Source organism: Streptomyces sp. NPDC101160 (assembly GCF_044768205.1).
In the GTDB taxonomy this organism is placed as follows: Bacteria; Actinomycetota; Actinomycetes; order Streptomycetales; family Streptomycetaceae; genus Streptomyces.
Genome location: NZ_JBIWPJ010000004.1, coordinates 584,071 through 604,573, shown reverse-complemented (window position 1 = coordinate 604,573; position 20,503 = coordinate 584,071). Strand labels below are relative to the sequence as shown.

Below are 20,503 nucleotides of genomic sequence, written 5' to 3'. Positions count from 1 at the left end.
GCCCGTCATGAACCAGTCGATCGCGGGATACGCCCCCGCACCCGTCACCGCCCGCATGGAGAACCACGGCAACCACATGCTCAAGGTCGCCCTCCAGACGGGACACGACCTCCTCGCGCGCGTCGGGTCGATGGTCGCCTACGAGGGCTTCGTCCAGTACGAGCCCAACCCGCCGGCCGTGCGCCAGATCGCCCGTGACTGGATCACCGGCGAGGGCGCGCCCCTGATGAAGTGCTCGGGCGACGGACTGCTCTACCTCGCCGACTACGGGGCGAACGTCGTCGTCATCCAGCTCAACGGCGACGGCATCTCCGTCAACGCCACCAACCTCCTCGCCTTCGACGCCCATCTGACCTGGGGCGTCGAGCGGGTGAAGGGCCTCGCGAAGTTCGCCGGACAGGGGCTGTGGAACACCACCATCTCCGGACAGGGCTGGGTCGCGCTGACCTCCCGGGGCAAGCCGATCGTCGTCGACTGCGGCGGCGGGGAGGACGAGACGTACGTCGACCCGGACGCGCTCGTCGCCTGGTCCCCGAACCTCAAGGTGAAGGGCAAGCGCAGTTTCAAGGCGCAGTCGCTGATCGGCCGCGGCAGCGGTGAGGCGTTCCAGATGGCCTTCTCCGGCCAGGGCATCGTCGTCGTCCAGCCGAGCGAGGACAGCACCGACCGTCTCCGCGTCCGGGGCTGAAGGGGGAGTCAGAGATCATGCAGAGCCCGCTTTTCGCCTTCAACGACCAGCAGACCCAGGAACGCTGGAGTCTGCAGAACAAGCAGATGCTGCGCGTCACCCTGCAGGGCCACGACGACGTGCTCGCCCGCAAGGGCACGATGGTCGCCTACCAGGGGCTCGTCGAGTTCGACGCCGAGTACCGCAGCAACAGCCAGGCGCGCGCCCGCGCGCACACCGGTGAGGGCCTGGACCTCATGCGCTGCCACGGGCAGGGCACCGTCTACCTCGCCAACCTCGCCCAGCACGTCCATGTGATGGACGTGGAGCAGGAAGGGCTCACCGTGGACAGCAGCTACGTGCTGGCCATGGACTCCTCGCTGCACCACGAGGTCATCGCGGTCGACAGCCTGTACGGCATCTCCGGCTCGGGGAAGTACCAGCTGAACATCACCGGCCAGGGCAAGGTCGCTCTCATGACCTCCGGCGCGCCGCTGCTCATGCGGGTCACACCGGACCGGTACGTGAACTGCGACGCCGACGCGATCGTCGCCTGGTCCACCGGGCTGCGCGTGCAGATGCAGGCACAGACGCACTCCTCCGGCGTGTGGCGGCGGCGCGGCAACACGGGCGAGGGCTGGGAGCTCAGCTTCATGGGCACCGGCTTCGCGCTCGTCCAGCCCAGCGAGCTGCTTCCGCCTCAGAACGCGGTGATCGGCCAGGGCATCGCCGCCCAGTTCGGCATGGGCCAGCACGGAGCGCACGCCCAGAACCAGGGCAACGTCTGGAGCTGACGCGGAGGGCCGCGGAGTGACGGGTAAGGGGCGGTCGCCCATGGCGACCGCCCCTTACCCGTGTGTCACAGGCGCTTCAGCGTGCGCTCCAGGAGCCGCACCACCGACGTGTCCGCCACGTCCGCCACCTCGTCGTACGCGAACCAGCGCAGGTCCAGCGACTCGTCGCTGATCTCCGCCGCCGCCCCGGCCGGGGCGAGCGCCGCGTACTGCACGTCCAGGTGCCAGTGGCACGGCGCCGGGATCGGATGCCTGTCGAGGCGCACCGGGCCACCCGGCAGCAGCGTCAGACCCGCGATGCCGGACTCCTCCGTCGCCTCGCGCAGCGCCGCCGCCTCGACCGTCGGGTCGCCCGGCTCGCAGTGGCCGCCCATCTGCAGCCACATGTTCAGCTTCTTGTGCAGGGTGAGGAGCACCTGCCCCCGCGAGGGGTCGATCACCAGCGCGCTGCTGGTGAGGTGACCGGCCCCGCACGGCTTGTACATGCCGTCGGGGTGGGCCGCGAGGTGCTCCAGATAGACGTCACGAAACTCCGGCTGGTCCTCGTACTCCTTCAGCACCAGGACCGCGTCGTCGTACAGGCTCACTTCTGGGTGTCGTCCTTGCCCTCGTCGTTCTTGCCCTCGTCCGTGCCGGCGTTCCCGCCGTCGGCCTGGGAACCGCCGCCGGCCGCCGCCTCGCCGAGCATCCTGTCCAGCTCGGAGAAGTCCAGCTGCTCGCGGTGGACGAAGCCGTCCGGGTCGTCCAGGTCCGTCGCCGTCGGCAGCATGTCCGGGTGCTCCCACAGGGCGTCGCGGCCGTCCATGCCACGCGCGTCGGTGAGCGAGGCCCACAGGCGCGAGGCGTCCCGCAGCCGGCGCGGACGCAGCTGGAGGCCGATCAGGGTGGCGAAGGTCTGCTCCGCGGGGCCACCGGTCGCCCGGCGCCGGCGCAGCGTCTCGCGCAGCGCGTCCGCCGAGGTCAGCCGGGCCTTCGCGGCCTCGTGCACGACCGCGTCAACCCAGCCCTCGACCAGCGCGAGCGCCGTCTCCAGACGGGCCAGGGCGGCCTTCTGCTCCGGGGTCTCCTCGGGCTGGAACATGCCCTGCTGGAGAGCCTCCTGCAGCTGCTCCGGGTTCGTCGGGTCCAGCTGCCCCACGGCCTCCTCGAGCTTGGAGGTGTCGACCTTGATGCCCCGGGCGTAGCCCTCGACCGCGCCGAACAGGTGCGCGCGCAGCCACGGCACGTGCGCGAAGAGACGCTGGTGGGCGGCCTCGCGCAGGGCCAGGTACAGCCGGACCTCGTCCGCCGGGACGCTCAGGTCCTTGCCGAAGGCCTGGACGTTCAGCGGCAGCAGCGCGGCCTTGCCGGCCGGGCCGAGCGGCAGGCCGACGTCCGTCGAGCCGACGACCTCGCCCGCGAGCACGCCCACGGCCTGCCCGATCTGCTGGCCGAACATGGCGCCGCCCATGGAGCGCATCATGCCGATCAGCGGGCCCGCCATGGCCTGCATCTCCTGCGGCAGCACCTCGCCCATCGCCGAGCCGACCCGCTCGGCGACCGGGTCCACGAGCTGCTTCCAGGCCGGCAGGGTCGCCTCGACCCACTCGGCGCGGCTCCACGCCACGGCGGTGTTCGCGCCCGAGGGCAGGGAGGTCACCTGGTCCAGCCACAGGTCGGCCAGGCGCACCGCCTCCTCGACCGCCGCCTTCTCGGCGGGGCCGACGCTCGCGTCCTTGGTGCCGTCGGGCGTGCCCTGCGCCACCACCTGGCGCGCGATCTGCTTGGCCATGTCCCAGTTGACCGGCCCGCCCTCGTAGCTGAGCATCTGGCCGAGCTGCTGGAAGGCCGCGCCAAGGTCCTGGGGGTTCATCGAACCGAACATCGCGGCGAACGGATTGTCCGCGCCGCCGGCTCCGCCCATGCCCGGCAGCCCGCCGAAACCGAACGGGTTGCCGCCCTGGCCACCGGACCCCTGGCCACCTCCGGCGGGGTCCTTCTTCTTGCCCTCGTCGCCGTTCTCCGGCTCCTCCGGCGGAAGGCCGAATCCGAATGGGGTGTCGCTCACAGGTTTCCTCGGCTCGTAGGGCCGCCGGCTTGCTGCCGACGGCGGACTCTCACCACCAGCGTAGGCGGTGGCCTGCCGGTCAGGCCGGGCCGACCGGCGGGCCGCCGCCCCGACATCCGCACCGGATCCGGGCTCGGTGCTCCGCCGGGCCGTGGCCTGGGGCAGGATGGACGCCACCTGGTACGTACGCGTCATTCGGGTACGTACTGAAGACAACCGCTGGAGACGCCCGGTGAGTTCCCCAGATCCTCAGGTTCGCGCAGCGCGAAACCCGTCAACCCGCCCCGCCGCGCGCGGGCCCGTCGTCGCGGTCACCGGTGCCGCGTCCGGCATCGGCGACCTGCTGACCCGGCGACTCGCCGAGTCCGAGGAGGTCAAGCAGGTCATCGCGATCGACGAGCGCCGCGGTGAGGTGTCGGAGGCGCAGTGGCACATCCTCGACGTGCGCGACCCGGCCATCGCCGAGAAGCTGCGCGGCGCGGACGTCGTCGTGCACCTCGCGGTCGACCTCGACCTGGAGACCGACCCGGCCGCGCGCACGGCGTACAACGTGCGCGGCACCCAGACCGTGCTCACCGCCGCCGCGGCGGCCGGGGTGCACCGGGTGGTGCTGTGCACCTCGGCGATGGTCTACGGGGCGCTGCCCGACAACGACATCCCGCTCTCCGAGGACGCCGAGCTGCGCGCCACGGCCGAGGCGACCGGTGTCGGCGACCTCCTGGAGATCGAGCGCCTGGCCCGCCGGGCGCCGCGCGCCCACCCCGGGCTCAACGTGACCGTGGTCCGGCCGGCGGTCCTGGTCGGCGGTACGGACACGGCGCTGACCCGCTACTTCGAGTCGCCGCGGCTGCTGGTCGTCGCCGGATCGCGTCCGACCTGGCAGTTCTGCCACGTAGAGGACCTGGTCAGCGCGCTGGAGTACGCCGCCCTGGAGAAGGTCGACGGGGAGTTCGCGGTCGGCTGCGAGGGCTGGCTGGAGCAGGAGGAGGTCGAGGAGCTGTCGGGCATCCGGCGCATGGAGCTGCCCTCGGCGGTGGCCCTGGGCGCGGCGGCCCGGCTGCACCGGATCGGGCTCACCCCGTCGCCGGCCGGTGACCTCGCGTACACGATGCACCCCTGGGTGGTCAGCGTCGGACGCCTGCACGACGCGGGCTGGCGGCCGAAGTGGACCAACGAGGAGGTGCTCGCCGCGCTCCTGGAGGAGGCCGCGGGCCGGCACACGGTCGCCGGCCGCCGCCTGGGCCGCAAGGACGCGACGGCGGCGGGCGCGGCCGGTGCGACGGTGGCGCTGCTGGGCACGGCGGCGCTGGTCCGGCAGATGCGGAAGCGGCGCGGCCTGTAGGACCCTCCTACGGAGGGTCCGTCTCGCCGGGCGAAATCTCTCTTCCGGCCTGTCGGTGCCGTACGGCACGATGGGTCCATGGCAGAGAACCACGCGCCCGGCGACCACCCCGGCGAGCAGGCGGCCGCGGACCCGATCAAGCTCCTCGCGATCCGGGACACGCCGCTCTCGGTCGACGAGGTCTTCCGCGCGGTCGGCGACGACGCGGCCGGCGGCACCACCCTCTTCGTTGGCACCGTCCGCAACCACGACGGCGGCGCGGACGTCGACGCGCTCGGCTACTCCTGCCACCCCACCGCCGAGGCGGAGCTGCGCCGCGTCGCCGAGAAGGTCGTCGCCGACTACCCCGTCCGCGCCCTGGCCGCCGTGCACCGAGTGGGTGACCTCCATGTGGGTGACCTCGCGGTCGTCGTCGCCGTCTCCTGCCCGCACCGCGGCGAGGCCTTCGAAGCCTGCCGGAAGCTCATCGACGACCTCAAGCACGAGGTCCCGATCTGGAAGCACCAGACGTTCTCGGACGGCACCGAGGAGTGGGTCGGCGCCTGCTGAGACCTTCGCCCCGAGTCTGGGGGTGCCCCCGGCCGAAGGCTGGGGGAGGGTGGGGGCCTGCTGAGGGTCTGACCTTCTGGCAAGGCGCCACGCCGACGACTCGTAGTCGAACGCCCCGATTTGCGTAACCGGCCCCCAGGCGTGAGCGTTGAGGACGCGGATGAATAATCTGCTGATCAACTCACTGGGGATCATTGGGGATGGGAGGTCGGGATGGCAGCGCTGGCCTGGTTGCTGATTCCGGTTTTCGCAGTCGTCGGCGCGGCGATATGGGCGAGCTGGGCATCGAGGAACAAGACCATCGGGGACGTCGCCGAGCTCGCGGGCTACGCGCGGTTCCGGGACGCCATGGAGCGGTCCCACCCCACCGCGTCCGCCGAGCCTCCCGCTTCCGTGCGGGCGGAGCGTGAGACCTCGCCCGCGACCACCGTCGGCTGATCCTCGTACGGACCGCCCCGCGGGTGCACTCACAGGCCGGTCCCGTACTGTCGTTCCATGCCACGCCGCACCGCGACGATGCTCGCCTCCACCCTGGTCCTGATCACGCTGCTCTGTGTCGGCGTCCTCATTCCGGTGCCCTACTCGGAGATGAGCCCCGGCCCGACGGTGAACACCCTCGGTGAGGCGCGCGGGGAGCCGGTCCTGAGCATCTCGGGACACCAGACGTACCCGACCACCGGCAACCTCAACATGACGACGGTCCGGGTCACCAGCGCGGACTACAAGATGAACGCGGTCGAGGCCGTCTACGGCTGGCTGGCGCACGACAGCGTGATCGTCCCGCACGAGACGCTCTACCCGGACGGCAAGACCGAGGAGCAGTCCAGCCAGGAGAACGCCGAGGAGTTCAGCCAGTCGCAGGAGAGCGCCAAGGTCTCCGCGCTGCGCGAGCTCGGCATCCCGGTGACCACCCGGGTCGTCGTGGCCACCGTCGTCAAGGGCACCCCCGCCGAGGGCCGGCTGCACGCGGGCGACGTCATCCGGGCCGTGGACGGCACCGCCGTCAAGCAGCCCGGCGACGTGGCCAAGCTCGTCACCAGGCACAAGCCCGGCGAGAAGGTGGTCTTCACGATCGTCCCGGCCAAGACGGCCGCCGCCGCGGAGAAGGCGCACAAGGACGCCACCGAGTCCGAGAAGGTCGTCCTCACGACGGCCAGGTCGGCGGAGGGCGACCGGGCCATCGTCGGCATCCAGGCCGGCACCGACCACGTCTTCCCGTTCACCATCGACATCAAGCTCGCCGACGTCGGCGGCCCCAGCGCCGGCCTGATGTTCTCGCTCGGCATCCTCGACAAGCTCACCCCGGACTCGCTCACCGGCGGCAAGTTCATCGCCGGCACCGGCACCATCGACGACGACGGAAAGGTCGGCCCGATCGGCGGCATCGAGATGAAGCTGGTCGGCGCGCGCAACGCCGGCGCCCGGTACTTCCTCACCCCCGCCGACAACTGCGCGGCCGCCGCGGCCGACACCCCCGACGGCCTCACCCTGATCAAGGTGAACACCATCGACGACGCGACGAAGTCCCTGGAGAAGCTGCGCAAGGGCGACACGGCGTCCCTGCCCAGCTGCTCCAGGAGCTGATGCGGAACGGGGCGCCCCGGGGCGCCCCGCGCATCACGACGCGAACGTCGCCGCCAGCGCCTCCGCGAGCCCCGGCACCAGGTCCGGGCCGGTGAGGACCTCGTTCGGCGAGTCCTTCTCGCGCAGCCGGATCGCCGCCTCGCGCTTCCCGTTCCGCAGCACCGCGACGGTCATCCGGACCTCCTGGCGGTCCGGGTGCGCGGCCACCCACTTGGCGAGCGCCGCCTCGTTCAGGCCCTTCGGCACCGACGCCTCCGCCGACGGCGGCAGCATCAGCCGCTCCACGGTGAGCGCGCAGCCCACCACCGCCTTGGGCCAGGCGATGGTGCCGAGGAACTCGTCCAGCGGCTTGCCGGCCGGCAGCTGGTCCTGCTCGATCGGGGTGTAGCCGCCGGCGGCGTCGTCCTTGCCGCCGAGCTGGCCGGCGAGGGACGGCGCGGACTTGCGCAGCTCGGCGGTCTTGACCAGGGCGAAGAGCCGGGCCGGCCGGTCCCAGCCGAGACCCGAGGCGTACTCGTCGATCTCGAGCACGGCACGGGTGAGGGGGTTCGCGGCCATCGGGGGACCGGAGGGGGAAAAGTTGGACATGGGCAATATCCTGCCTCGTCTTCACCGGAAGTCGGGAACTAGGTAAACCCTCAGTAAGTTGCATCAGTGGGCTCTACGATCGCGGAACGGTCGCCGGGCCCGCCATGGACGCGTCGATCGCCTTGACCGACGCATCTCAGCTTCAACCACGAGGGGCGCACGTTGGCTTTCCAGATGCCGGACCGCGGAGGCGGCACAGGTCCTTCCGGACCGAGGACGAGAGTCGGCCGGCCGTCCCGCCGCGCCCGTACGCTGCTGATGACGCTGGGCGTCCTGGCCGTCCTCGGCATGGCGTTCGTGATGTTCGCCGGCTTCTGGACGGACTGGCTCTGGTTCCGCTCGGTCCACTACTCGTCGGTGTTCACCACGACGCTGTGGACCAAGATCGGCCTCTTCCTGGTCTTCGGTCTGCTGATGGCGCTGGCCGTGGGGCTGAACATCTGGCTGGCCCACCGGCTCCGGCCGCCGCTCAGCGCGATGTCCATGGAGCAGCAGAGCCTCGACCGGTACCGGATGGGCATCGCGCCCTTCAAGAAGTGGCTGCTGCTCGGCATCACCGTCCTGGTCGGCCTGATCTCCGGAGCCTCCGCCTCCGGCCAGTGGCGCACCTGGCTGATGTGGGTGAACGGGGTCTCGTTCGGTGAGAAGGACCCGCAGTTCCATCTGGACGTGTCGTTCTACGCCTTCGACCTGCCCTGGTACCGCTTCCTGCTGGCCTTCGGCTTCGCCGCCACGATCCTGTCGCTGATCGCCGCCGTCCTCACGCACTACCTGTACGGCGGGCTGCGCATCACCAGCCCGGGCGCCCGCGCGACCGCCGCCGCGACCGGCCATCTCTCCGTGCTGCTCGGCGTCTTCGTGTCGCTCAAGGCCGTGGCGTACTGGCTCGACCGCTACGGGCTCGCCGTGAAGTCCAGCGACTTCAAGGCGACCGGCAACTGGACGGGTCTGCGGTACGTGGACGCCAACGCGTTCCTGCCGGCGAAGACGATCCTGTTCTGCATCGCCGTGATCTGCGCGCTGCTGTTCTTCGCGACGCTGTGGCGGCGCACCTGGCAGCTGCCGGTGATCGGCTTCGGCCTGATGGTGCTCTCGGCGATCCTGATCGGCGGCCTGTACCCGGCCATCGTGCAGAAGTTCCAGGTCCAGCCGAACGAGCAGGCCAAGGAAGCGCCGTACATCCAGAAGAACATCGACGCGACCCGCAAGGCGTACGCCATCGACTCCACCAGGCCGGAGGAGTACTCGGGCAAGTCGACGGTCAAGGACAAGAGCCGGCTGCGCGCCGACGCCGACACGGCCGCCGCCTACCGCCTGATCGACCCGAACATCGTCTCGCCGACGTTCCAGCAGCTGGAGCAGAAGCGGAAGTACTACCAGTTCCCGCTCACCCTCGACGTCGACCGGTACCAGGGCAAGGACACGGTCATCGGTCTGCGTGAGCTCAACATCAAGGGCATCCCGAAGCGGAACTGGATCAACGACCACTTCACCTACACCCACGGCTACGGCGCCATCCTGGCGGCCGGCACGCAGACGGACGCCAACGGTTCGCCGGTCTTCACCGAGGCGGGGCTGCCGACGACCGGCCAGCTCCCCCCGTACGAGCAGCGCATCTACTACGGCGAGAAGACCGACCAGTACTCGATCGTGGGCGGGCCCCAGAAGGAGCTCGACTACGAGGAGAACGGCGAGAAGACCACCAGCTACCAGGGCACGAGCGGGGTCAGCCTCTCCAGCGCCTTCAACCGCGCCGCGTACGCGGTCGCGTTCAGCGAGCCGCAGATCCTCTACTCGGGGGCCATCGGCGACGGCTCGCGGATCCTCTACAACCGCACCCCCAAGGAGCGGGTCGAGGCCGTCGCGCCCTGGCTGACCATCGACGGCGACGCCTACCCGGCGGTCGTCGACGGCCGCATCCAGTGGATCGTCGACGCGTACACCACCACCAACGGCTACCCGTACGCCTCCCGTACGACGCTCGGCGAGACGACGGCGGACGCGCTGACGGTCGGCAACCAGCAGCGCGCGGTGGTCGCCCAGCAGAACCAGGTGAACTACATCCGCAACTCGGTGAAGGCCACCGTCGACGCCTACGACGGCACGGTGAACCTCTACCAGTGGGACACGAAGGACCCGGTCCTGAAGACCTGGATGAAGGCCTTCCCCGGCACGGTCAAGGAGCGTTCGGAGATCAAGCCGGACCTCCTCGCGCACCTGCGCTACCCGCAGGACATGTTCAAGGTCCAGCGCGAGCTGCTGACCCGCTACCACGTGACCGACCCGGCGCAGTTCTACAGCGGCTCGGACGCCTGGCAGGTGCCGGACGACCCGACCAACAAGGACGGCAACGCGGTCCCGCCGTACTACCTGAGCATGAAGATGCCCGGCGACCCGGCGGAGCGCTTCTCGCTGACCACGACGTTCACGCCGAACGGCCGGCCCAACCTGGGCGGGTTCATGGCCATCGACGCCGACGCCACCAGCAAGGAGTACGGCCGGATCAGGCTGCTCCGGGTCGGCGAGGACGTGCCGGGGCCCGAGCAGGTGCAGAACAAGCTCAACGGCCTGCCCGAGGTGGCGACCTTCGTCCGCGACATGAAGGGCGCCGACTCCGACATCGAGTACGGCAACCTGCTCACCGTCCCGCTGGACGGCGGCTTCCTGTACGTCGAGCCGGTGTACGCGCAGGGCCGCAACGCGCACTACCCGCTCCTGAAGAAGGTCGCGGCGTCCTACGTGGACGCGGACCAGCCGAAGGGCGACACCACCAAGGACGTCACGGTCTTCAAGGACACCCTGGCCGAGGCGCTGAACGCGGTGTTCGGCGTCGAGGGCACCACCCCGCCGCCGGTCACGCCGCCGGGCACCACCACCCCGCCGACGCCGACGACCGCCGACGCCGCGCTGAAGCAGGCCATCGCGGACGCGCAGAAGGCGTACGACGACGGCCAGGAGGCGCTCAAGAAGGGCGACTGGGACGCCTACGGCAAGTCGCAGGCGGCCCTGCAGCAGGCGCTCCAGCGGGCGGCCGACGAGGGCGCGAAGCTCAAGAGCCCGTCCCCGGCACCGTCCACGGCGCCCTCCACGGCACCGTCCGCCCCGCCCTCCGCGGCACCGTCGGCGAAGCCGTCGGCTCCTTCCGGGAGCCCGTCCCCGAGCCCCGGCGGCTGACCGTCGCCATGGCTTCACCCCATGTCGTGATACGGTTGGTTTACCGACGCGGGGTGGAGCAGCTCGGTAGCTCGCTGGGCTCATAACCCAGAGGTCGCAGGTTCAAATCCTGTCCCCGCTACTGAAGTTCGAGGGCCCGAATCCGGATGGATTCGGGCCCTCGGCGCGTTCCGGACCACGCCACGCGCCCCGAAGAGCGCCTCGCATGGGGCGAGTTGGGGTGAGACGTGTTTGACTTATCTCCCTGTGGGCATGTCGACAAAACGCTGAAGTGACCTCACTGGCTGCGGTATACCAGGTGTACGCGGGTTGCAGGTGGTGCGACGATGGTATTTATGGGGGACAGGGCAACTCTGTTGGAGACAGGGCGGTTTGTGCAGCGGCATTCCAAGAGCGCCGCGGACGAGATCATCGAGGCCGTACCGGCCGTCGGTGCAGCTGTCGACACCACCACCGCCGAGCAGGAGACCGAGGCCGAGACCGAGGCCCGCCACCGCCTCGCCGCCGAGAAGGGCGACGCCGGCTCCATGAGCGTCCTCGGCGCCATGCTGCTGCGCCGCGGCGACCTCGACGGCGCCGAGCGCTGGCTGCGCGCGGCCAGCGCCCACGGCGACCGCGCCGCCGCCAACAACCTGGGCGTGCTGCTGCACCAGCGCGGCTACCCCGACGAGGCCGCCGGCTGGTGGCGGGTCGCCGCCGTCGCGGGCTCCGCGCCGGCCGCGCACGCCCTCGGGCGCCACCACCGCGAGCGCGGCGACGAGCCCGCCGCCGAGTACTGGCTGCGCCAGTCCGCCGAGCAGGGCCACGCCCTCGGCGCGTACGCGCTCGCCGACCTCCTGGAGCACCGCAGCGACGTCGGTGCCGAGCGCTGGCTGCGCGCCGCCGCCGAACAGGGTCACCGCGAGGCCGCGTACCGCCTCGCCCTCGCCGTGGAGCGGCGCGCGACGGCGCCGGCCCGCGGCCCGCACGCGTACGACACGGGCACCGGGCTGCGCACCGCCGTGGCCGGACTGGCCGCGGACTCCGGCACGGGGACGGGCCCGGACGGTACGGGTACGGGCTCCGGACCGCGTGCGAGTGGGGCGGCCGGGCCCGCCGACGGCGCCGGCCGGCGCACCGGTACGGGCCCCGGTCCCGGGACCGGTACCGGGCTGCGTGCCGCGGACGCCGCCGGCGCCGCCGGTGGCAGCGGCTCCGGCGAGCGGCCGGCCGTGGCCAAGGACGGGCTCGGCGAGGCCGAGCAGTGGTTCCGGCAGGCCGCCGCGCGCGGGCACCGCCGGGCCGCCCTGCACCTCGGCGCGATCCTGGAGAAGCGCGGCGAGCTCAAGGAGGCCGGCCGCTGGTACCTGATGTCCGCCAAGGACGGCGAGGCCAAGGCCGCCTGCGCGCTCGCCTTCCTGCTGCGCGACGCCGGTGACGAGGAGAGCGCCGCCGTGTGGTGGCTGCGCGCCGCCCAGGACGGCGACGGCAACGCCGCCAACGCGCTCGGCGCGCTGCACGCCGCCCGTGGCGAGCAGCAGACCGCCGAGCGCTGGTACCGCGCCGCCATGGACGCGGGCGACGTGAACGGCGCCTACAACCTCGGGCTGCTCTGCGCCGCCCAGGAGCGCACCGCGCAGGCCGAGCAGTGGTACCGCCGGGCCGCCTACGCCGGCCACCGCGAGGCCGCCAACGCGCTCGCCGTGCTGCTGCTCCAGGCGGGCGACGCGAACGGCGCCGAGCCCTGGTTCTCCAAGGCCGCCGAGGCCGGCAGCGTCGACGCCGCCTTCAACCTCGGCATCCTGCACGCCGGCCGCGACGACGACCGCACCGCGCTGATCTGGTACGAGCGGGCCGCCGCCGCCGGGCACACCGAGGCCGCCCTCCAGGTCGGCATCGCGTACCTGCGCGACGGCGACGAGCAGGCCGCCGAGCGCCATCTGCGGTGCGCGGCGGGCGGCGGCAGCGCCGAGGCCGCGTACCGGCTCGCCACCGTCCTGGACGCCCGCCGTCCGGAGCCCGGCCCGCCGGAGCTCGGCGCTCCGCGCGCCGAGAAGAGCGAGTGCGAGGAGTGGTACGAGCGCGCCGCCCAGCAGGGCCACCGCCGTGCCCAGGTACGGGTCGGGATGCTCGCCGCCGCCCGCGGCGACGTGGCCGAGGCGGCCCGCTGGTACCGGGAGGCGGCCGAGGCGGGCTCCCGCAACGGCGCCTTCAACCTCGGGCTGCTGCTCGCCCGCGAGGGCGGCGAGCGCGAGGCCGCGCTGTGGTGGACCCGTGCCGCCCACGCCGGCCACGGCCGCGCCGCGCTCCGGCTCGCCCTGCTCGCCGCGCGCCGCGGCGAGCTCACCGAGGGGCGCCGCTGGTGCGCCCGCGCGGTCGAGCTCGGCCCGGCGGAGGTGGCGGAGCGGGCGGCGCGGCTGAGCGAGGCGCTGCACCAGGAGCTCACCGCCTAACGGATTTGCGCTGGTCCGAGGGGTCCCGTAAGGTTGGGTTCACCGACGCGGGGTGGAGCAGCTCGGTAGCTCGCTGGGCTCATAACCCAGAGGTCGCAGGTTCAAATCCTGTCCCCGCTACTCAGTAGCACGAAGGCCCGGATCGTTTCGACGATCCGGGCCTTCGTCGTGTACGCGCCGGTCGTGTGCCATCGTGTACGCGCCCGTCGTGTGCGCGGCGGGCGGACACGGGCATGCGCCCATGAAGAAGGCCCCCGCCGGCAGGCAGGGGCCTTTCTCGCGCTCAGTCGTCAGGCGGTCGTCGCGCAGCTCGGGCAGATGCCCCGGTACGTGACCTCGACGTCCGAGATCGTGAAGCCGAAGCGCTCCGAGGCGGGCAGGTCCGCCAGCGGGTCGCCCGCCGGGTGGACGTCACGGATCGCGCCGCAGCGGGCGCAGACCAGGTGCTGGTGCGGACGGTGCGCGTTCGGGTCGTACCGCTTGGCGCGGCCGTCCGTCGCGACCTCGATCACCTCGCCGAGGGTGACCATCTCGCCGAGCGTGTTGTAGACGGTCGCCCGGGAGATCTCGGGCAGCCGGGTCACGGCTCGGGCGTGGACCTCGTCGGCGGTCAGGTGCACGTGGTCCCCGTCGAGCACCTCGGCCACGACACGACGCTGCGCGGTCATCCGCCAGCCGCGGCCGCGCAGTCGTTCCAACAGGTCACTCATGGGGGTCAGCCTAACAGTCGGCGCAAGAGTGTCCCGAATCGGTGTGAGTTTGGACCTTAGATGATCCTGGATCCCTACTTGACTTGGACAGTGTCCACTGTAGGGTCGGGGAACTTCGGCAGGCGGCTCGACGCCGCGCTCCAGGCCCTGCGTGGCCGACGGCCGCCTGCCGTAGGTGGCGAGATCAGGCCACGAGCCGCGCCGGGACCCAGCAGCGGATGATGTCGCGCACGGAGACGATGCCGACCGGCCCGTGGTCGTCGAGGACCACCAGGTGGCGGAAGCCGCCGCGGGTCATCGCCTCCGCGGCCTCCTCCAGGGTCCAGGTCGGCGCGGCGAAGACGACGTCCCGGGTGGTGTGGGCGTCGGCGGTCTCCAGGTCGGGGTCCCGGTCGAGGCCGATGGCGTCGAGGATGTCGCGTTCGGTGAGGATGCCGAAGCCGCCGGAGTCGCCGTCCTGCACGATGGCGGCGCCGACGCGGCGCGCCGACATGAGGCGGGCTGCCTGGCGGAGGGTGTGGGCGGGGCCGATGGTCACGGACACGGAACTCATGGCGTCGCGGACGAGCATGAAACGACCACCTCCTGATCGGGGGAGGGCTTTGTGGACTTCGCGGACTTCGAGAACGAATTCACAAGTTCACAAAGTGGGGGAGTCTCAGAGTGACACCGGTGGAGAGGGTCGACAAGGGGGCGCGCGGAGCGCCCCCGGGGGCACTGAGGGGCGGTCAGTCCTCCGTGGTCGTCCGCTGGTTGAGATAGCTCAGCAGCTCGCCGTGGAGCAGACCGTTGGACGCCGCCGCGTTCCCGCTGTGCGGGCCGTGCCGCCCGTCCAGGCCGGTGAAGGTGCCGCCGGCCTCCTGCACCACGATCGCCGTGGCCGCCATGTCCCAGAGCGACAGCTCGGGCTCCGCGCACATGTCCACCGAGCCCTCGGCGACCATCATGTACGGCCAGAAGTCGCCATACGCCCGGGTCCGCCAGACCGCCCGGGTGAGGTCGAGGAAGCCGTCGAGCCGGCCGCGCTCCTCCCAGCCGCTCAGGCTGGAGTACGCGAACGAGGAGTCCTCCAGGCGCCCGACGCGGGACACGCCGATCCGGGTCGCCGAGGCCAGGCTGCGGCCGGTGTACGCACCGAGCCCCTTCGCGGCCCACCAGCGGCGGCCGAGCGCGGGCGCGGACACCACGCCCACCACCGGCTGGAAACCGGTGTCCCCGGCCTCCATCAGTGCGATCAGGGTCGCCCACACCGGCACCCCGCGCACGTAGTTCTTGGTGCCGTCGATCGGATCGATCACCCAGCGGCGCGGGCCCGAGCCCTCGACGCCGAACTCCTCGCCGAGGATCGCGTCCCGCGGCCGGGCGCGCTGCAGCTGCCCGCGGATCAGCTCCTCGGCGGCCTTGTCGGCCTCGCTCACCGGGGTCATGTCGGGCTTCGTCTCGACCTTCAGGTCGAGCGCCTGGAACCGGTCCATCGTGGCCGCGTCCGCGGCATCCGCGAGGACATGGGCGAGACGCAGATCGTCGTGGTAATCGGCCATGGTCGAAACTCTATCCCCCGAAGGTGCCCCACCCGGCGGCGGGCCTTGACAGTGCGTGGCCGGCTGCCGACGCTGAGCACAGTTCCGCTGCACATGTCCCGCTGCACACCCTTCGGGGTGCGCACAGTTCCGTACGGTCCGGGGAGGCGCCCATGCCGACCGCCCGCGACGCGCTCATCGACGCCGCGCTCACCGCCCTCGCGCACGGGCCCTGGTCCGCCGTGCGGATGATCGACGTGGCGAAGGCCGCCCGGGTCTCCCGGCAGACCCTCTACAACGAGTTCGGCAGCAAGGAGGGGCTCGCCCGCGCGCTCGCCCGCCGCGAGGCCGACACCTACCTCCAGGGCGTACGGACGATGCTCGCCGCCCCCGCGCCGCCCGCGCGGAACCTGGCCGCCGTCGCCGAGTGGACCGTCGTCCGCGCCGCCGAGCGCCCGGTGCTCCGGGCCCTGCTCACCGACGCCTGGAGCGAGCGGCTGCCCCGGCCGCGGCCCGTCAGGCCGGGCTCCCGGCTCGCGCCCGTACCGGCGCAGCGGCGTGCCGACGCCGGACCGCCCGCGCCGGGCGAACTGGTCGCCGAGACCGCGGCCTGCGCCGGGGAGCGGTGGGCGGCCGGCTGCGAGCTCGCCGTACGGATCGCCCTCAGCCATGTCGTGGCGCCCGCGGTGATCTCCGCGAACGGTCAGTGCGCCGATCCGGAGAGCTGGAGGCCGATGACGCCGACGATCACCAGGGTGATCGAGACGATCTTGAGCGTGGACACCAGGTCGCCCAGGAACACCATGCCGTAGATCGCCGTCCCGGCCGCCCCGATCCCGGTCCACACCGCGTACGCCGGACCCACGTCGAGCTTGCGCAGCGCGAGGGTCAGCAGGCCGAAGCTGCCGAGGGCGAAGGCGGCGAACGCGATCGTCGGCCAGAGGCGGGTGAAGCCGTGCGACAGCTTGAGGCACACGGCGAAGCCCGTCTCAAGCAGTCCCGCGACCACCACGAGCAGCCACGCCATCGTCAGTGCCTCCCACGCCTCGGTGACTGCTTCGTGTCACTTGGTGCGATTATGCACTTACCGGCAGTCCGCGCTCGCAAACGTGAGCGACACGGGTGACGCGTCGTCAGTCGCCCTCGCGCCGCTCGCGCGTCGCGAGCAGCCGCCGCAGCGAGAACAGCCGCGCGGGATCGGCGTGGCCCTCCTCGACCCAGGCGTCGAGCGCGCAGTCCGGCTCGTCGTGCGAGCAGGCCCGCGGGCACTCCTCCGTGCCCGGCTCCAGGTCGGGGAAGGCGTGGATGACCCGGGACGGGTCGACGTGGTTCAGTCCGAAGGAGCGCACGCCCGGCGTGTCGACGACCCAGCCCTCGGCCTTGTCGAGCGGCAGCGCGAGCGCCGAGGTGGTGGTGTGCCGGCCGCGGCCCGTCACCGCGTTGACATGGCCGGTGATCCGCCGCCGCGACTCCGGTACGAGGGCGTTGACCAGCGTCGTCTTGCCCACGCCCGAGTGGCCGACGAACGCCGTCACCCGGCCGTCCAGATACTCCCGCACCCGGTCGGCCGCCCCGCCGTCGTACAGCTCGTCGCGGTTCACCACCACGTACGGGATGTCGAGGGCGCCGTACAGCTCGAGCAGCGTCGTGGGCGGCGCCAGGTCCGACTTGGTCAGCACCAGGAAGGGCTCGAGGCCGCCGTCGTAGGCCGCGACCAGACAGCGGTCGATGAGCCGCGGGCGCGGCTCGGGGTCGGCGAGCGCCGTCACGATCGCCAGCTGGTCGGCGTTGGCGACCACCACGCGCTCGTACGGGTCGTCGTCGTCGGCCGTCCGGCGCAGCACCGAGCTGCGCTCGCCGATCCGCACGATCCGCGCCAGGGTGTCCTTCTCGCCCGACAGGTCGCCCACCAGGGAGACCCGGTCGCCCACCACGGCGGCCTTGCGGCCCAGCTCGCGGGCCTTCATCGCGAGCACCTGCCGGTCGTCGACCAGACAGGTCAGCCGGCCCCGGTCGACGGTGAGGACCATCCCCTCGACGGCGTCCTCGTGCTTGGGGCGGATGTTCGTACGGGGGCGGCTGCCCTTGCGGTTGGGCCGCTGGCGGATGTCGTCCGCGTCCGTGTGCTTGCCGTAACGCCGCATGGCTCAGGCTCCGAGCATTTCGGTCCACATCCTCGGGAAGTCGGGCAAGGTCTTCTCCGTCGTCTTCACGTTCTCGATCTCCACGCCCTTCACCACCAGGCCGATCAGCGCGCCCGCGGTCGCCATCCGGTGGTCGTGGTACGTGTGGAAGACCCCGCCGTGCAGCGCGCGCGGGCGGATGTGCAGGCCGTCCTCGGTCTCCGTGACGTCACCGCCGAGACCGTTGATCTCCTTGGTGAGCGCGGCGAGCCGGTCGGTCTCGTGGAGCCGCAGATGGGCCACGCCGCGCAGGGTCGACGGGGAGTCGGCGAGCGCGGCGACGGCCGCGATGCCGGGGGTCAGCTCGCCGACCTCGCTCAGGTCGACGTCGATGCCGTGGATCTCGCCCGTTCCGGTGAAGGTCAGGCCCCGGTCGGTCAGCTCGCAGGAGCCACCCATCTCGGTGAAGATCTCCCGCAGCGCGTCACCGGGCTGGGTGGTCCTGGCCGGCCAGTCCGGCACGGTGACCCGGCCGCCGGTGACCAGCGCCGCCGCCAGGAACGGCTGGGCGTTCGACAGGTCGGGCTCCACCACCAGGTCGCGGCCGAGCAGCGCGGACGGGGTGACCCGCCACACGTCGGGCCGGCCGCCGTGCTCCGGCTCGTCGACCTGGGCGCCGACCGCGCGCAGCATGTCGACGGTCATCCGGATGTGCGGCATCGACGGCAGCCGGCCGCCGACGTGCCGCACCTCCACGCCGTGGTTGAAGCGCGCGCCCGACAGCAGCAGGGCGCTGACGAACTGGGACGACGAGGAGGCGTCGATCTCCACGACCCCGCCCTCCACACCGCCGCCGCCGTGCACCGTCATCGGCAGCGCGCCGCGCCCGTCGTCGTCGATCCGGGCGCCGAGCGCGCGCAGCGCGTCGATGACGCCGTGCAGCGGGCGCTCGTGCGAGCGCGGGTCGCCGTCGAAGCGGACCGGGCCGTCGGCGAGGGCCGCGACCGGCGGCAGGAAGCGCATGACCGTGCCGGCGTTGCCGACGTCCACGGTCGCCCCGCCGCGCAGCCCGGCCGGGATGACCCGCCACGCCTCGCCGGTGCCGCGCGGGCCGCCCGCGACGGAGGAGCTGGAAGACACGGTCTCCTCGATCTTCACGCCCAGGGTGCGCAGGCCCTCCGCCATCAGCAGAGTGTCGCGCGAGCGCAGCGGGCGGCGGATCCAGCCCGGCTCGGCGGCCAGCGCGGCCAGCACGAGGGCGCGGTTGGTGACCGACTTCGATCCGGGCACGGTGACGGTGGCGTCGACGGCGCCGCCCGCGTACGGGGCGGGCCAGAGGCCGGTGAGCGGATCGGTGGACGCGGAGCTTTCGGTCATGCCCTCACTTTACGGGGGTGAAGGGGACCCGCTACACGCCGAGCAGCCAGCGTCCGCCGCCGATCAGGCAGCAGATCGACACGGCGTGGAAGAAGAACAGCCACAGCGCCGGCGGCACGTGGGTGAGCCGGCCGAGCTGGTCGGCGTCGGAGTCGCCGGCGCCCCCGCGCCGGCGTCTGGCCTGGAGCTCGAAGGCCGGGCGGACGCCGCCCATGAGCAGGAACCAGACCGCCGCGTACGCGAACACGGACTGCACGTCCGGGCCGGCCAGCCAGGACACCATGACGAACAGACCACAGGTCAGCAGCACGGTGAAGATCCCGTACGCGTTGCGGACCATCACCAGGAGCGCGAGCAGCAGCGCCGTCGCCAGCCACAGCAGCAGCGTCACGTGGTGGGTGGCGAGCAGCGCGGCGCCGCCGAGGCCGAGCAGCGGGGCGGCGGTGTAGCCGGCGGCGGCCGTCAGGATCATGCCGAGGCCGGTGGGGCGGCCGCGCGAGACGGTCAGCCCGCTGGTGTCCGAGTGCAGCCGGATCGACTGGAGGCGGCGGTTGGTGGCGAGGGCGATCAGGCCGTGGCCGCCCTCGTGCGCGATGGTGATCGCGTTCCGGGACAGCCGCCATATCGGGCGGGGCAGCACCGCGAGGAGGGCCGCGACCGCCGTGGCGATCACGATCCACCGCTCGGGCGCGGGCTGGGTGCCGAGGACGAGGGTCATCGAGGTCATTTCCTGGACGGGCTCCTCGGGAGACGGGTGGGACGTGGCAGTGTGGCACTTATGTGCGGACGGTATGCGGCGAGCAGGCGCCCCGAGGACCTGGTCGGGGTCTTCGAGGTGGAGAAGTGGGAGCCGGAGGAGACCCTGGCCCCCGACTGGAACGTGGCCCCCACCAAGGAGGTCTACGCGATCCTGGAGCGTCCTCTGAAAGACGCGGAATCCCGGCGGCCGGTTCGCCAGATGCGCGTCCTGAAGTGGGGGCTCGTGCCGTCCTGGGCGAAGAACCCGGAGGGCGCCGCCCGGATGATCAACGCCCGCGCGGAGACCCTGCACGAGAAGCCGTCCTTCAAGCGGGCCTTCGCGCAGCGCCGCTGCATCCTGCCGGCCGACGGTTATTACGAGTGGGTGACCGGCTCCGACGAGCGCGAGCTCGAGGTCGAGGGCAAGAAGAAGCGGCCCCGCAAGCAGCCGTACTTCGTGACCCCGGCCGACGGCTCCGTCTTCGCGATGGCCGGGCTGTACGAGTTCTGGCGCGACCGGACCCTGCCCGACGACCACCCGCAGGCGTGGTGGGTGACCTGCTCGGTGGTCACCACGGAGGCGGAGAGCGGCCCGCTGGGCGTCGCCCCCGCCGAGGGCCCGCGCTCGCTCGCCGACATCCACCCCCGGATGCCGCTGATGCTCACCCCGGACCGCTGGGACGCCTGGCTGGACCCGGCCCGCACCGAGCTCGACGAGCTGCGCTCGCTGCTCGCGCCGCCGCCGGAGGGCCTGATGCGGGCCTATCCGGTGCCGACGGCGGTCAGCAACGTGCGGAACAACGGGCCCGAACTGCTGACGGAGCTGGCCGGCCCGGAGGTGGCCACCCTCTTCTGACC

Annotated in this window: 20 protein-coding genes and 2 tRNA genes; 12 read left to right on the top strand and 10 right to left on the bottom strand. The window is 72.1% G+C overall.

The genetic code is table 11. The annotated features are described in order from the left end of the window. Positions 1 to 7: 7 nt before the first annotated feature. Positions 8 to 688, top strand: a complete 681-nt coding sequence (locus ACIRSU_RS15760; protein ID WP_403792333.1) for an AIM24 family protein — start codon at positions 8 to 10, stop codon at positions 686 to 688. A gap of 17 nt (positions 689 to 705) precedes the next feature. Continuing rightward, positions 706 to 1,461 carry an AIM24 family protein gene (locus ACIRSU_RS15755; protein WP_403792331.1) on the top strand — a complete coding sequence of 252 codons (756 nt, stop codon included), beginning with the start codon at positions 706 to 708 and terminating at the stop codon, positions 1,459 to 1,461. Positions 1,462 to 1,526: 65 nt separating this feature from the next. On the opposite strand, the gene ACIRSU_RS15750 is transcribed toward ACIRSU_RS15755, so the two are convergent. Both ACIRSU_RS15750 and ACIRSU_RS15745 read right to left on the bottom strand, forming a co-directional pair. Continuing rightward, positions 1,527 to 2,048: an NUDIX hydrolase gene (locus tag ACIRSU_RS15750; protein ID WP_403792329.1), complete on the bottom strand. Its 522-nt coding sequence runs from the start codon at positions 2,046 to 2,048 to the stop codon at positions 1,527 to 1,529. Then, positions 2,045 to 3,508 carry a zinc-dependent metalloprotease gene (locus tag ACIRSU_RS15745; RefSeq protein ID WP_403792328.1) on the bottom strand — a complete coding sequence of 488 codons (1,464 nt, stop codon included), beginning with the start codon at positions 3,506 to 3,508 and terminating at the stop codon, positions 2,045 to 2,047. Before ACIRSU_RS15745 ends, ACIRSU_RS15750 begins: the two co-directional genes overlap by 4 nt. Positions 3,509 to 3,740: 232 nt before the next feature. Between ACIRSU_RS15745 and ACIRSU_RS15740 the strand changes: the two genes are divergently transcribed. The 4 genes from ACIRSU_RS15740 (at position 3,741) to ACIRSU_RS15725 (ending at position 6,983) form a co-directional block, all read left to right on the top strand. After that, positions 3,741 to 4,850: an SDR family oxidoreductase gene (locus ACIRSU_RS15740; RefSeq protein ID WP_403792327.1), complete on the top strand. Its 1,110-nt coding sequence runs from the start codon at positions 3,741 to 3,743 to the stop codon at positions 4,848 to 4,850. Between the two features lie 78 nt (positions 4,851 to 4,928). Next, entirely contained in the window at positions 4,929 to 5,399 is a 471-nt protein-coding gene (locus ACIRSU_RS15735) for a molybdenum cofactor biosynthesis protein MoaE (RefSeq protein ID WP_403792325.1), read from the top strand. A gap of 213 nt (positions 5,400 to 5,612) precedes the next feature. Next, positions 5,613 to 5,837, top strand: coding sequence for a hypothetical protein (locus tag ACIRSU_RS15730; protein WP_403792323.1), 225 nt, complete (start codon positions 5,613 to 5,615; stop codon positions 5,835 to 5,837). 57 nt (positions 5,838 to 5,894) lie between these two features. Next, positions 5,895 to 6,983, top strand: coding sequence for a PDZ domain-containing protein (locus ACIRSU_RS15725; protein WP_403792321.1), 1,089 nt, complete (start codon positions 5,895 to 5,897; stop codon positions 6,981 to 6,983). A 33-nt stretch (positions 6,984 to 7,016) separates the two neighbouring features. Here ACIRSU_RS15725 and ACIRSU_RS15720 read toward each other — a convergent pair whose 3' ends face one another. Then, complete coding sequence (locus ACIRSU_RS15720; RefSeq protein ID WP_403792319.1) at positions 7,017 to 7,571, bottom strand: PPA1309 family protein; 555 nt, start codon at positions 7,569 to 7,571, stop codon at positions 7,017 to 7,019. A 174-nt stretch (positions 7,572 to 7,745) separates the two neighbouring features. Between ACIRSU_RS15720 and ACIRSU_RS15715 the strand changes: the two genes are divergently transcribed. The 4 genes from ACIRSU_RS15715 (at position 7,746) to ACIRSU_RS15700 (ending at position 13,297) form a co-directional block, all read left to right on the top strand. After that, positions 7,746 to 10,745 carry a UPF0182 family protein gene (locus ACIRSU_RS15715; RefSeq protein WP_403792317.1) on the top strand — a complete coding sequence of 1,000 codons (3,000 nt, stop codon included), beginning with the start codon at positions 7,746 to 7,748 and terminating at the stop codon, positions 10,743 to 10,745. Between the two features lie 47 nt (positions 10,746 to 10,792). Next, positions 10,793 to 10,866, top strand: a tRNA-Met gene (locus ACIRSU_RS15710). A gap of 205 nt (positions 10,867 to 11,071) precedes the next feature. Further along, positions 11,072 to 13,177 carry a tetratricopeptide repeat protein gene (locus ACIRSU_RS15705; RefSeq protein ID WP_403792316.1) on the top strand — a complete coding sequence of 702 codons (2,106 nt, stop codon included), beginning with the start codon at positions 11,072 to 11,074 and terminating at the stop codon, positions 13,175 to 13,177. A 46-nt stretch (positions 13,178 to 13,223) separates the two neighbouring features. Then, positions 13,224 to 13,297 (top strand) — tRNA-Met (locus ACIRSU_RS15700). Between the two features lie 170 nt (positions 13,298 to 13,467). Here ACIRSU_RS15700 and ACIRSU_RS15695 read toward each other — a convergent pair. The 3 genes from ACIRSU_RS15695 to hisN all read right to left on the bottom strand — a co-directional run bounded on the left by ACIRSU_RS15695 (position 13,468) and on the right by hisN (position 15,428). Next, entirely contained in the window at positions 13,468 to 13,887 is a 420-nt protein-coding gene (locus tag ACIRSU_RS15695; RefSeq protein WP_403792314.1) for a Fur family transcriptional regulator, read from the bottom strand. 184 nt (positions 13,888 to 14,071) lie between these two features. Next, the gene (locus ACIRSU_RS15690) at positions 14,072 to 14,458 is read right to left on the bottom strand and encodes a cyclic nucleotide-binding/CBS domain-containing protein (protein WP_403792313.1); all 387 of its coding nucleotides are present in this window, start codon (positions 14,456 to 14,458) and stop codon (positions 14,072 to 14,074) included. A gap of 157 nt (positions 14,459 to 14,615) precedes the next feature. Beyond that, on the bottom strand, positions 14,616 to 15,428 hold the full coding sequence (gene hisN, locus ACIRSU_RS15685) for a histidinol-phosphatase (protein ID WP_403792312.1): 813 nt from the start codon (positions 15,426 to 15,428) through the stop codon (positions 14,616 to 14,618). Positions 15,429 to 15,580: 152 nt separating this feature from the next. Here hisN and ACIRSU_RS15680 point away from each other — a divergent pair, with 152 nt between their 5' ends. Continuing rightward, positions 15,581 to 16,219: a TetR/AcrR family transcriptional regulator gene (locus ACIRSU_RS15680; RefSeq protein ID WP_403792310.1), complete on the top strand. Its 639-nt coding sequence runs from the start codon at positions 15,581 to 15,583 to the stop codon at positions 16,217 to 16,219. Here the strand turns inward: ACIRSU_RS15680 and ACIRSU_RS15675 are convergent. The 4 genes from ACIRSU_RS15675 to ACIRSU_RS15660 all read right to left on the bottom strand — a co-directional run bounded on the left by ACIRSU_RS15675 (position 16,111) and on the right by ACIRSU_RS15660 (position 19,625). Beyond that, positions 16,111 to 16,434 (bottom strand): DMT family transporter, encoded by a 324-nt coding sequence (locus tag ACIRSU_RS15675; protein ID WP_403792307.1) that lies wholly within the window; start codon positions 16,432 to 16,434, stop codon positions 16,111 to 16,113. The genes ACIRSU_RS15680 and ACIRSU_RS15675 overlap by 109 nt on opposite strands. Before the next feature lie 106 nt (positions 16,435 to 16,540). Further along, a complete protein-coding gene (gene rsgA / locus ACIRSU_RS15670; protein WP_403792305.1) occupies positions 16,541 to 17,551 on the bottom strand; it encodes a ribosome small subunit-dependent GTPase A in 1,011 nt (336 codons plus the stop codon). 3 nt (positions 17,552 to 17,554) lie between these two features. Continuing rightward, positions 17,555 to 18,907: a 3-phosphoshikimate 1-carboxyvinyltransferase gene (gene aroA, locus ACIRSU_RS15665; protein WP_403792303.1), complete on the bottom strand. Its 1,353-nt coding sequence runs from the start codon at positions 18,905 to 18,907 to the stop codon at positions 17,555 to 17,557. Positions 18,908 to 18,938: 31 nt separating this feature from the next. After that, complete coding sequence (locus ACIRSU_RS15660) at positions 18,939 to 19,625, bottom strand: M50 family metallopeptidase (RefSeq protein WP_403792586.1); 687 nt, start codon at positions 19,623 to 19,625, stop codon at positions 18,939 to 18,941. Positions 19,626 to 19,685: 60 nt separating this feature from the next. On the opposite strand from ACIRSU_RS15660, the gene ACIRSU_RS15655 reads away from it, so the two are divergent. After that, complete coding sequence (locus tag ACIRSU_RS15655; protein ID WP_403792301.1) at positions 19,686 to 20,501, top strand: SOS response-associated peptidase; 816 nt, start codon at positions 19,686 to 19,688, stop codon at positions 20,499 to 20,501. The last annotated feature ends 2 nt before the right edge of the window (positions 20,502 to 20,503 follow it).